Genomic DNA, 12,464 nt, shown 5'->3' on the forward strand with positions numbered 1-12,464 from the left:
GCTCAGTCCTCCTGTCCGCGAGACTGTGCGCGCTGGAAGAGCAGCGCGAGCACGATGATGATGATGGTCATCACAGTGGAAACGGTTGCGCCATATCCAACATCGTTGCGTGAAAAGAACGCCTGCCACGCGAGATAAGACGGCACCGTCGTCGCTGTTCCGGGGCCGCCCTTCGTCAGGACGTAGATCGGCGCGAAGACCTTAAGGGCGGTGATCGTGGTCGTGAGGAGCACAACGTAGATCTCCGGCTTGAGCTGCGGGATGATCACGTGGAAGAATCGCTGCCGCCATGTCGCGCCGTCCAGCGAGGCCGCCTCTGTGAGTGACGGGTCGGTGCGTGCGAGGCCGGCCATGAACATCACAAGGCAGTAGCCGATCTGGAACCAGATGAGCACCACCATCACCGACGGCAGGGCTGTGGTGGGCGAGCCCAGCCAGTTGTTGGTGAGGGCCTCCAGGCCGATCGACTTCAGGAAGCTGTTCACGACGCCGCCAGTGGGCATCAGCATCCATCCCCAGAGGATGCCGACGACGGTGATCGGGATGATCTGGGGGATGTAGAAGCCGGCGCGGAAGAAGCTGGCGAGCTTCGGGCCGAACGCGGTCCCGACGTAGTCGTAGAGCGCGGCGGCGAGCACGAGGGTGATCAGCGTCGGGACGACCGCCATGGCGATGATCATCGCGAAGCTGTTGAACAGCGACACCCAGAAGGTCTCGTCGCCGATCAGCCGCACGTAGTTGTCGAGCCCGACGGGGCGCGGATCGCCGATGCCCGCCCAGCTGGTGAAGCTGAGGCCGAGGTTCGTGAAGAACGGGATCGCGATGATGATCAGATATCCGAGGAGGCCGGGAATCAGGTAGGGCAGGTAGCCGAGGCTGAAAGGCCGCCGCGCAGGGCGGCCGACAGGGGCGGTCGACGTCGTCGTCATCGATTCTCCTTTCGCGAGGGGTGGGCGCGCCATCGCGTGCCCACCCCTGTCGAATCAGCCGATCTGGGCCGCGTAGTCCTGGTAGAACTTCGCGATCGCGTCGTTGAACTGCGCGACGGACAGAGTGCCGGTCAGCAGGCTCTGCAGGCTCTTGACCTGGAAGTCGTAGAAGCCGGGTGCGGGCCAGTCGGCGTAGTAGGCCAGACCGTCGGACTCGGCGATCCCCGCGAACATGGTTGCGGACTCTTGCGCGTGCGGATCGGTGACCTGGGCGGGGTCCGCCGCGACCGCGACGGCACCGGCGTTGGCGAGTACCAGCTGTGAGGCGGGTTGCAGGGTGAAGTCGATGAACTCCTCCGCTAGTTCCTTCTGCGTCGACCTCTCGGGCACGACCCAGATGTTGCCGCCGCTGCCCGAGATGTAGTCCGCCCCGGGGAAGGAGAACTTGCTCCAGTTCAGGTTCGTGGCCGCCGAGAGTTGGCCGTCGAACCAGGTTCCCGACACCATCATCGGGTTCTGCCCCGTGGTGAACTCCGAGAGCATGTCGGTGGCCTTCAGGCCCGTGGCGTCCTTGCTGAAGTAGCCCTTCTCCTGCCAGTCCAGCATCGTCTGTGCGGCGAAGGTCCATGCCTCGTCGTGGAAGTCGACGTTGCCCTCGAACAGCTGGAAGTTGTTCACCCAGGTGCGATCCGCCTTCGTGAGCGCGAGCTGGTACCAGAGGTGGTTCGCCCCGTACTCGGCGCCGGCGACCGACAGGGGGGTGACTCCGGCGGCGACGAACGCGTCCATGGCGGCCTCGAACTCGGCCATGGTGGTGGGCACGGTGATCCCGTTCTGGTCGAAGAGGTCCTTGTTGTAGTACACGCTGACGAACTCGCCGTAGTTCGGGATGCCGTAGAGCGGCCCGAGGCCGAGCACGCCGCGCTCGTCGTAGTGGCCGACGGCGGAGACGCTCGGCGGCATGAGGTCGTTCCATCCTCGCTTCGCCGCGGCGTCGGTCAGGTCGACGAGCAGCCCGGACTTCGCGGCGAGGCCCGCTGTGGCGGATCCCTTCGTGAACTCCATGACGTCGGGGGCGGTGTCGGAGTTGAGCACCATCGTCCCGGTCTGTTGCATCTGCTCGAAGCTCTTCTGCTCGAACACGACCTCGACGTCGGGATGCGCCTTCTTGAACTCCTCGAGGGCGTGTGCCGAGGCGATGCCCATGGCGCTGTCGGGGGTGTCGAACCACCAGACGGTGAACGTGTTGTCTTCTTCGCTGGGCGTGGTGCTTGCGGAGCAGCCGGACAGGCCGAGCGCGGCGGCGACGGCGATGGCGGCTCCGCGGATGGCGAGCCGGGTGCGGGGAGTCTTCACAGGGTGTTCCTTCCTTGGAATGGCACAGACGATGTGCCCTGCGACGCAGCGCATTCACGCAAACGCTTGCGTTAAACAGTAAGTTGTTTGCGTGGGCATGTCAAACCGCTAGGCTCAGGGGTAAGTCGAGTAGCCGTGGAGTAAGGCACCGAGCGCAGGGAGATGCACAGTGGGCGGATCGGTGAGCGCGCGCACGTCGGCGGAGGAGCGCAAGTCGGTGCACATGTCCGACGTGGCCTCGGCCGCCGGGGTCGCGCTCAGCACCGTGTCGCGCGCGCTCTCGGGCCATCCCGGGGTCTCGGAGCGAACCCGCGATCGGATTCGCCGGATCACCGAGGAGCTGGGCTACGTCGTGAGCCCAGAGGCGTCGAAGCTCAGTGGCGGTCGCACCGGTCGGGTGGGGTTCGTCACCCCCACGATCGACGAGTGGTTCTACGCGAGTGTGATCGCGGGTGCGACGCTCGTGCTTGCCGCCCATGGCATCGACGTCGTCCTCTATCCGGTGGCGGACAGTGCGGCGCGGGCTCGGTTCTTCGAGGACCTTCCTGCTCGCCGGAAGGTCGATGCCATCATCGTGATCGCGTCTCCGCTGAGCGACTACGAGTGGGAGCGCCTCGACTCGATGAACGTCCATGCGGTCGTGGTGGGGATCGTCACCCCGGATCGACCTTCGGTGGGCGTGATCGACCAGCATGTCGGGCGGCAGGCTGTCGACCACCTACTCGCGCTTGGGCATCGCGAGATCGGCATGATCACGTGCGTCGATCCCGAAGGTTTTCACTACTCGTCCGATATCAGTCGCGAGCAGGGGTTTCGCGCTGCGCTCGCGGAGGCGGGGATCCCTGTGAACGAGGACTTCGTGGTCGCGGTTCGCTGGGGCATCGAAGGTGGCTCTGTCGGGATGAGCGCCTTGCTTGCGCTGCCGCAGACGCCGACGGCGGTCTTCACGTTCTCTGACGAGGTGGCGTTCGGCGCGATGCGCACGCTGCGCCGCGCGGGCCTCGAGGTGCCGGCGGACATGTCGTTGGTCGGCGTCGACGACCACCCGATGGCCGAGTCGATGGACTTGACGACGGTCGCGCAGTCGCCGCGCCGCCAGGGCGAGATCGCCGCCGAACTCTGCATCGGGCTGCTTGAGAACGAGGGCCCTCCGTTGCAGGTTCCGCTCCCGAGCAACTTGGTGATCCGTCGGTCGGTCACCCCTCCGCGCCCAGGGCGCCGCGCCGTGGCCGCGTTGGGTGCGGGCGAACCGGCGGATCGCGATCCTGAGGGGCGCGCCGGGTAGTCGCTGCTGCGTTCGTCGAGACTCGGCTCGGCCCACACTCCTGAGGATGTGGAGATCCTCAAGGCCGTCGCGCAGCAGCGGATGACCGAGGGGCAAGACGAGTTGGACTTCGGCGCCGGGCAACCCAGGGGGCGGGCGTTGACGATCCGCGGTTCCCGCGCTGAGCACCTGTGGGAGGCGTTGTCAGCCGGGTATCGGGCGGTGGGTTTGGAGAGCGCCAGCGGCGCCGACGCGGTGTTCAAGCAGTTGGTGCTGGCCCGCATCATCGAGCCGACCAGCAAGCTGGACTCGATCCGGGTCCTCGACGAGGTGGGGATCAAGCCACCCAGCTATCGCACCATCGAGCGTCGGCTACCGGTCTATGCCAAGGACCCGTGGCGCCGCCAGCTCGCGGCCGGGTTCGCCGGCCATGTGGGGCTGGGGCCGGCGACGCTGGTGCTCTACGACGTGACCACCTTGTATTTCGAGACCGATGAGGGTGACGGGTTCCGCGAGTCGGGGTTCTCGAAGGAACGCCGCCTGGAGCCGCAGATCACAATCGGCCTCCTCGCCGATGCCCGCGGGTTCCCGCTGATGATCGATGCGTTCGAGGGGAACAAGGCAGAGACGAGCACCATGATCCCGGTCCTGCACCAGTTCATGGCCGCCCACCGCATCCCCGAAGTCACCGTCGTCGCGGACGCCGGGATGCTGTCAGATGGCAACCTGAAGGCCCTGGCCGCAGCGGGGCTGCGCTACATCGTCGGGCAACCGATCCCGAAGGTGTTCTACCAGTTGGAGCAGTGGCAGAAGACGCATCCCGGGCAGGACCCGGTCGATCAGATGATCCTCACCCAGCCCTGGGCCCGCGGGTCGTTGGAGGCTCAGCAGTCGGAGACGATCTACTACCAGTACCGGGCTGACAGGGCCCGCCGCAGTCTCCGCGGGATCGATGAACAGGTCCGCAAAGCCGCTGACGCGGTCGCCGGGAAGACAGCAGTCAAACGTAACCGGTTCGTCCGCCTCGAAGGCGGCTCGAAATCAGTCAACCGCGAACTGGAGGCCAAGACCCGCACCCTGGCCGGCTGGAAGGCCTACATCACCAACCTCGAGCACCCGACACCGGAGTACGTGATCGGCGCCTATCACCAGCTCTGGCAGATCGAGAAGTCGTTCCGGATGTCCAAGAGTGACCTTCGAGCCCGTCCGATCTTCCACCACAAGCGCGACTCCATCGAAGCCCACCTGACCATCGTGTTCGCCGCCCTCGCGGTGGTGCGCTGGCTCGAGGCCACCACCGGGGTCAGCATCAAGCAGCTCGTCAAGACCCTGCGCCGCTACCGCACCATCGACATCCAAGCCGGCGACCAGATCGTCACCGCCGAAGACCCCCTACCCGTCGACGTCACCGAACTACTCGACCGCATCCACCACAGACAATGAGCCGACGAGGGGGTTCGGTAGGGTCGGTACTAAATGGCCTAAGTCAGGGTCAGGTTGGCCCCACAGGGCTGGCCCCGTTTGAAGCGTGCGACAGCCGTTGGCTCGGGCAAGCGCTAAGAGGCCTGCTGGCGTCGCGTGGAGCGTAGTGTTGCCCCGGTCAATAGCGGGGTCTGGTGGGCACGCCGCCCCTCGACCCCACTCGCGGTGCCCGGCGACCTGCGGGTCCGCGTCCTGATCACCGGTCGACGGACCGCCCGCATCGGGCAGGCCGGACGCAGCCACCTCGTCGTCCCGGCGACCTGGATCGGACGGAGTGACCTACCCGCGCTGCTCACACGAGCGCGGCAACGTCAGCTGGTGTCGGCAGGCCGGTTCGATGTCGCCTACCAGTGGTTCACCTGGCCGTGGCAGTTGCTCGCCGCCCTGGTGGGCGGGTTCGCCCACAGCATGACCTGGTTGCCGCTGATCGGGTTCGCCTGGCGGATGCGATTGGTGGTCGCCGGCATCGCGGTCTGGCAGACCGTGGTCGCCGGGCAGCAGGCGGCCACCGTGGGGATCGTCGTGGTGATCGGACTGACGTACCTGCTGCCGTGGACTCGCGCCCGCCATGAGCGCCTCGTGACGCAGGCTCGCGGATCTCGAACGGTCGTCGGCCACGCGAGCCGCGCCGGAAACGCGGCGTCCGGTAGTGCTGCCCGTCCGGCCCACCGCGACCCACGCCGGACGCCGATCCTGCACATCTGTTCGGCGGCGTGGCCCTGAGCCCGGTGGACAGTGGCGCTCGCACACACGCCTGGTGACTTGTACGGGCGAAGGGATTCGTGGGCGCGCCGCCCACGATCCGAGGACAACTGGAAGGAAGGGATCACGATCATGACCGGAATGCCGATGCCCGCCGAGTCGATCGCCAAGATCGATCTGCTGCTGGGGCAGGCGACGATGCTGAGTGCTGACCGCTGGGACGACCTGGCCGCGATGATCCACGAGGCAATGGGGATCTCGCTGTTGATGGCGGCCACTCACCCGACGAGCCGGCCCGTGGACGTCCCGGGACTGACAAGACTGACGGCGCTCGAGTGCGTCGAGAACGCTTTGCGCGAGGTTCATACCTGGGACCTGGCCCTCGCCGCAGATCTGCCCGACTTGGCCCGGCTGCGGGTGCTGTTGGCCGACGTCCGCAGGGAGTTGGACAGCACTGTCGGACGGCGAGGGTAACGGCCCATGTGGCAGGCCGTCCGGCGGGAACTCGCCCGCCTCGAGTGGGAGGCCGAGCCGCCCCTCACGCTGGATCTGATGGCCGACTGGACCCAGACCGTGTCCAGGTTGGTGATGATTCGCCGAGCGCTCGCCCCGATCTCCACAGCCGACCCCCTCGCGCTGCTGGGCACGGCAACGACCGGTGCAGCGGGAATTGCTGCCGTGAAGCCGATCCTGGCGCCGTCGCTGGGTGCTGTGAGCGCGGCCCTCGTTGACGTCGGCCAGGACATCGCGTCGCGCTCCGACTTCGACCGGCAGCGCGACGCGGCGACGCTCAACCACGTCGCCTACGAACTCGCGCACTGGGTGCGCGTCCGAACGCCGGACGACCGCGCGAAAGCATGGCTGCTGGCCGGCGAGACCGCACTCGACGGCGCGATCCACGCCCCCACCAGCCGATCTGCCGCCGGCGTCGGTCTGGCGGCCTGGCAGGACGCCCTCGCAGCCGTCCAGCCCGTCCACAGCGCCCCCATCGTGCGCCGCAGCGTGGCGCTCGGGCACTTGGCGATCCTGCGCGACACCCACGCTCTGGTGGACGACGCCGCGAAGGCCGGGGCGCTGCCCAGGCCGTACGCTGATGCCCTCCTCGGCAACATCCGCGAGCTCGCCCGAGCCCATCAGACCATGCTGAGTCAGATCGACGGACGACGGCTGGGCGCTACCCGTGTCGACCAAGCTGTCATGCTCCAAGTCGGCACCGCCGTGCGGCAACTCACTGGACGCCCGGATCTCACCGAGCCTTCCCACGTCCGTTTGGACGTGCTGCTGCGCTCGGGTCTCGGCCAGGCGGTAGTGGTCGCCAACCTCGTCGGCGAGCCCTCGGCCCGGCCCGCTGCCGCGAGGATCAGCCGACTCTCACTCGAGTATCTGACCGATCCCCAGATGCTCCGCCCCTCTGACCCACCCGGCGCTCCGATGGCGCCCGCACTGGTGGAGCCCAAGGCCGCAGCCGTGCGGGGACCCGGGGCCTCGGCACAAGTCGCTCCGATGGAACCGACGATCAGCCCCGGAACCGTCCTGGACGGCCCTTCCATCTTGGCCCTCTGCCACGCCCGCGACCTCGGTGCCGCCGCAGCGACCGGCGATCCGGCGAACCCCCCCGAGATCCTTCGCGGGGTCGACCCATCGCGTTGGCCACAGCTGGTCGTAGAGGGGCGGCAGGCCGTGACCGACTTGGTCAGCTCTGTTATCCCGATGGTCTACGCCCAGACCAGACGAACGCCAAACGCCGCGGACACCCGCGGTCAGATGTTCGTCGAACTCATGGGCGCCGCCTACCGCTTCGACCCTCAGCGAACTAGCCCCGAGGGTTGGGCCAGCTATGCCTGGATGACGCTGAAGCACGCCCGCCTGCGCGGGGTCGACGACGCTGGCGTGGTCCGCAAGCGCACCACCGGCCCCCGACCCACCACTGTGGCGCTGGGCGAGAGGGATCTCGCTAACCCCGCTCCAAGTCCGGGCGAGGTTGTCGAAGATCGGCACGCCGTCGCTGCCATCACCGAGGCTCTCGGGCAGCTGCCTACTTCATTGCGGGAGCCGCTGATGGCGTCGATGCGAGGACACGCGCTTCGTGACATCGCCGACAACCTCGGGTACTCCGAGAGCACGGCCCACCGACGCATCAAGGAAGCGCGTGAACACATCAGGGACGAGCTCGCCCCCCGCGCCGACGACCATCCCTGGGTGCCCTTCGACACGGGGACCGATCCCGTGCTGGAACGCTCCCAGCACCTGTGCGAGCAGACGCTCGCGTCATCGCCCGGCATGGAGCCGGGCCGAGGACCCGCCCGGTGAGCCCCCGGGCCGGGTCCCGGGTATCAAGCCAAAGTCGACTCAGAGTCGAAGCCGCCATTGGAGCAGATGTGAGCAGCCATCGCGCGCCGGCAGCATCTCATCAAATGCCCGTGAGTCTGCTGTAACCTTGAGATCGTCTCGTTGGCGGCTTGCCTCCACGGGAAGCACCCGGCAATCGAATCCCTCCCTCCCCCCAGCCGAAGAGCACTCATGCGCACCTCTCAGTCTGCCGAGACCGCTGGAGTTCCCCACTAGGTGCGCAGACATTCACTATTCAGACCTGGCGATAGGATTGTAGGCGAAATGTCATCGTCAGATTCTGTACTTTTCACCGCAGGTCACGGATTCTATCAATTCGCCGTGACTCGCCCCACCTTCGATCGGAGTCTATTCTATAATCTCCTTTTGCAGCCATCGCTCGCAATTCCGGATCACTACCTGCTGCAAGGATCTTGGATGGGTGCGCATCTGGCCGACTATCCATCCAGGGACTCTTGGGTCGAGGTTGGACTGCGGAACGGCTTCATCAAGCCCTACTTTCGCGCAGAAGGCACCCTTCTCGGCATACTTCGACTCATGGAGGGCGCAGACCGTCGGGGGTTTAGTAGAGATGCAACGAAATCGCTGAACGACTTGATCGGACGCCCTTCAGCCCGCAACTCTGGTCATCGCCAGATAATTCAGCACTATTTGGCAGGTCCCTAACAAAGTTCCTGACTGAGGACGAACCGCCCATGCTCGAAATGAGCGTCGACCCAGACGAATTTAGTGGCTTCTGGGGGAGAAGTCGGGAATGGGTCGAGGGGGAACTGGTCAGCTCAATCGAGCGCTCTTCGGCGACTCTAGGGACCGAGGGGCTCCTGTTGAGCAAGATGATCCAAGTATCTGGCGAACGTCTACTGGGGTCGGACTGTGGTCGAATTATCAGTGTAGACAACCTGCTATCACGTGCGAGATCTGAGGTCAGCGAGCCCGCGGAGCGCGACCTGAGGGCGTATTACACATTAGCATCAGAAATCTACAATCGGAGCCTTGCGGACACTGTGCAAAGCGCGCCCAACAGTCCCCAGTGGACTCCGCACATTGCGGCGATGGACCTGTGGAAAGCCGAACTGTTAAATGGATCGACCATGGATGGCTCCGTCGCCCCCAGGGTTGATGGGATCGATCTACAGATTCGCCTTCCGCGCCCGAAGCACCTCCGGTCAGTGAGTGGAGATGCACTACTGGCAGTCCGTCGCTCGGCATCCGCTGAAAGATACTTCGAGTCACTATCTCACTGGAGGAGCAACCCAGCCAGCGAACCTTTGCAGGCAGAACTCGTCGAATCTCTGCATAGATACGCGCAGGATATTAGGAAGCAGGTCGGCAAAGACGTAGGAAGCATGGGGTTGACCCCGCAATTCATCTCCCGAGCCACTGATGTAAGTCGTGTCCTTGAAAAGGCCCCAGGCGTCGTCCAGGGATTCCTTGCAGTCGGCGCTTCGGCAAGTGCTGGGGTCGCCGCTTTGAGCGGTTCCTCACCGCTGGTGCCAGCAGCTATGTTCTCACTCTTTGTCCTGCAGTCAGTAGCTAGACACCACGCGCCATCCGAACGTGTGAAACTGCACGTGACCCCGCGCCAGGGGCTGCGTGTGCATCCCGATATAAGCATTAGCAAGGCATGATCCAGCCAGGCGTTGAGATGCGAGGGGACAGGGACATGGATCTGTTCTTGGTGAGACACGCCAGCAGCACGCGCGAAGCAATCGGCACTTGGGGGAGGCGCTTTGACGCCCCCCTTGCTGATGGATACCAAGAGCAGTTGCGAGAAACAAAGAATGCGCTGGAGCGACTGCCACGTGCGAGAATCTATTCCTCACCGCTATCCAGATGCATGCAGTCGGCTGAGTATATTTGGCCGGACCATAAGGTGCACGCGGTTGAGGCATTCCAAGCGTATCATTCTGGCTTTTTTGAAGAGAAGTCTGAGGAGTTTGTTAAGGCGCACTATCCCCAGTATGCAGCGATGACCTTCCGGGAACGCTTCCTCGAACCACAGTTTGGTGAAGAGAGCATTAGGTCGCAAGCGATCCGTGTTGCCAACGGACTGCACTCGATACTTGAGCACCTTTCCGGCACACCCGCAATCGTTGCACACTACAGCTCGATCAACATCATCGCGCACTTCGCCTCAGACAACTGGGACATAGACACGCACGCGGACGGAAAGTATGACCTTTTGGATGGCGCGCACATCCGCCTGCGAATGAATCCCCATGTCCTTCATGACAATCTAGAGAGATGGCTTATGAGCGTGAGTTGGATATTGCGCTCAGGTAGAGCCGGTGTTCCGCTGTGTGGTGAGCCAGTGTTCCGGGCGGTGGTGAGCCAGTGCGACGGGCGTGGTGGGGTGGGCTGTGGGTGTCGGGGGCCGGCCGGGACGGTCGGCCCCCGACTGTTGGCTATTCGAGGTGGGTGAAGTGTTTGCGCATGGAGTCGTCGCAGTTGAGGACGGTGGCGTGCGCGTTGGTGGTGATCCGGTCGACGATGGCGTCGGCGAGGATCTTCTCTTCCATCCGGTCGTGCCATTGACCGGGCGGCAGCTGGGTGCAGTAGATCGTTGAGGTGGTCTTGTGGCGCCGGTCGATCAGGGTGTGGAGTTGCTGGACCTGGGGCCGGCTCGGCGGTGTGAGGAACCAGTCGTCGATGATCAGCAGCTCGACCTTGACCAGCGTGTCGAGGCATCGTTTCTTGTCGCCGGTGCGCTCAGCGATGGTGATCCGGTCGAACAGTTCATCGGCGGACAGGTAGAGCACTCTGCGGTACTGCTGGCAGGCCTTGTTCCCCAGGGCGCAGGCGACGTAGGTTTTCCCGGCTCCGGTGGGTCCTTGCAGGATGACGTCTTGGTGTTTGACCAGGTAGGAGCCGATCGCCAGCCGGCTGATCAACTCGGCGTCGACGCTGCGTCCGGGCATGGCCTTGAGGTCGGCGATGTCGGCACCGGGTTGCGCGAGGCCGGCCTGCCGGCGGAGTCGGTGCAGCTTGCTGTCACGGCGCCGTTCGTATTCCCAGTCGACGGCCTGCTTGACCAGCTCTGGGCCGTTCAACGGGGCCGCGGTGGTGGTGTCGGCGAGGTTCTCGAAGTACTCGGCCATCCCCGAGAGCCGCATGGTCTTGAGCCGGGTGAGGGTTTCGATGTCGATCATGCCCGGCTCCCGTAGTAGTCAGAGCCGCGGACGAACCCTGCATCACCCAGCGATGGCGGCGGCGGGGTCGGGACCGGTGTCCATCCAGCCCATAGCTTCTTGATCAGCGTGTAGGACGGCGCAGGGGTGGCCGCCAACGCCCTGCCGCAGGTGTCCTCCAGCCGGGCCATACCGCCCGACCTCTTGGCCAGCGACATCACCCCCAGGCATGACCGGTAGGACTGCTCGACGATCTTGCGTGAGCCGAGGATCGCCCGGATCGCGGCCTGCGTGTTCGGTCCGACGGTCGCGGCCCACTGCTCGAAGCGTTCCGGTGACCAGTCCACCAGCCGGCTCGCGTGCGAGGCCGGCATGTGCGCGGGCAGGGTCGAGTAGCGGCCCCTGACCCCCTTGAACCGCGGATGGGACGCGACGCGTTCGACGCCATCGAACACCTCCACGATGCTGGAGGTGACCCGGACATCCAGCGATTCACCGATCAGCCTCGCGGGGACCGAGTAGAAGTTCCGGTCGACCTGGACGTGATAGTTCGGCCCCACTTTCGCCTTGCGGAGATCGGCCAGCTCGAATCCGATCGGCGGCAGCGGCATCAGGAGCGGCTTCTCGTCGCGTTCGAACACCACCAGCCGGGAGTCCTCCCGCTTCTGGAACGGGCGGGCGTTGATCGCGGCGACCTCGTCGAAGATGGCCTCGTTCAGCTCCGCCAACCCGACGAACTGACGATCACGCAGTATCGCGGCGACCTGACCTGCGACGAACCGGACGCTGCCTTCGACCACCGCCTTGTCGCGGGGACGTTTCACGCGGGCCGGGATGATCGCGGTGCCGTAATGCTCCGCCAACTGGGCGTAGGCCGGGTTCAACGCCGGCTCGTACCGGTCCGCCCGCGACACCCCCGTGCGGAGGTTGTCAGGCACCAGCAGACGACCCACGCCCCCGAACTGCTCGAACGCATGCACGTGGCCCTCGATCCACGACGACAGCGTCATGTCGGTGAATGCCTCCACATAGGTGTAGGCGCTGAACGACAACGCCGCCACGAACACCCACGCCTGGGTCGGGGTCCCGCTCAGCGGATCAGCGAACCACATCGGGTCCCCGGCCCAGTCGACCTCGACCGACTCCCCGGGGCTGCGCTGGATCCGCATCGACGCCCCCGTCGACTTAATCCAGCGGCGGTACTGTTCGTTGAAGAACGAATACTGGTACGGCACCTCGCCCGTCGAGCGGCAC

The 12,464-nt window shown here is 65.2% G+C and carries 10 protein-coding genes; 6 read left to right on the forward strand and 4 right to left on the reverse strand.

All coding sequences use genetic code 11. The features are described 5' to 3' along the window. Positions 1–2: 2 nt before the first annotated feature. Both ACZK39_RS08580 and ACZK39_RS08585 read right to left on the reverse strand, forming a co-directional pair. Entirely contained in the window at positions 3–929 is a 927-nt protein-coding gene (locus tag ACZK39_RS08580) for a carbohydrate ABC transporter permease (RefSeq protein WP_463613067.1), read from the reverse strand. 54 nt (positions 930–983) lie between these two features. Beyond that, a complete protein-coding gene (locus ACZK39_RS08585) occupies positions 984–2,285 on the reverse strand; it encodes an ABC transporter substrate-binding protein (RefSeq protein WP_463613068.1) in 1,302 nt (433 codons plus the stop codon). 232 nt (positions 2,286–2,517) lie between these two features. Between ACZK39_RS08585 and ACZK39_RS08590 the strand changes: the two genes are divergently transcribed. The 6 genes from ACZK39_RS08590 (at position 2,518) to ACZK39_RS08615 (ending at position 10,504) form a co-directional block, all read left to right on the forward strand. Continuing rightward, positions 2,518–3,570 carry a LacI family DNA-binding transcriptional regulator gene (locus ACZK39_RS08590; protein WP_463613069.1) on the forward strand — a complete coding sequence of 351 codons (1,053 nt, stop codon included), beginning with the start codon at positions 2,518–2,520 and terminating at the stop codon, positions 3,568–3,570. 6 nt (positions 3,571–3,576) lie between these two features. Continuing rightward, on the forward strand, positions 3,577–4,992 hold the full coding sequence (locus tag ACZK39_RS08595) for an IS1634 family transposase (protein WP_463613082.1): 1,416 nt from the start codon (positions 3,577–3,579) through the stop codon (positions 4,990–4,992). 204 nt (positions 4,993–5,196) lie between these two features. Continuing rightward, positions 5,197–5,754 carry a hypothetical protein gene (locus tag ACZK39_RS08600; RefSeq protein ID WP_463613070.1) on the forward strand — a complete coding sequence of 186 codons (558 nt, stop codon included), beginning with the start codon at positions 5,197–5,199 and terminating at the stop codon, positions 5,752–5,754. A 111-nt stretch (positions 5,755–5,865) separates the two neighbouring features. Next, a complete protein-coding gene (locus tag ACZK39_RS08605) occupies positions 5,866–6,207 on the forward strand; it encodes a hypothetical protein (protein ID WP_463613071.1) in 342 nt (113 codons plus the stop codon). 6 nt (positions 6,208–6,213) lie between these two features. Beyond that, entirely contained in the window at positions 6,214–8,043 is a 1,830-nt protein-coding gene (locus ACZK39_RS08610; RefSeq protein ID WP_463613072.1) for a sigma-70 family RNA polymerase sigma factor, read from the forward strand. Between the two features lie 1,702 nt (positions 8,044–9,745). Further along, complete coding sequence (locus tag ACZK39_RS08615; protein WP_463613073.1) at positions 9,746–10,504, forward strand: histidine phosphatase family protein; 759 nt, start codon at positions 9,746–9,748, stop codon at positions 10,502–10,504. Here ACZK39_RS08615 and ACZK39_RS08620 read toward each other — a convergent pair. Next, on the reverse strand, positions 10,488–11,231 hold the full coding sequence (locus ACZK39_RS08620; RefSeq protein WP_463612417.1) for an ATP-binding protein: 744 nt from the start codon (positions 11,229–11,231) through the stop codon (positions 10,488–10,490). The genes ACZK39_RS08615 and ACZK39_RS08620 overlap by 17 nt on opposite strands. Further along, on the reverse strand, positions 11,228–12,464 hold a 1,237-nt coding region (istA, locus tag ACZK39_RS08625), incomplete at its 5' end, for an IS21 family transposase (protein ID WP_463613074.1). The genes ACZK39_RS08620 and istA, both read right to left, overlap by 4 nt.

Source organism: Tessaracoccus luoxuelianae (assembly GCF_055326245.1).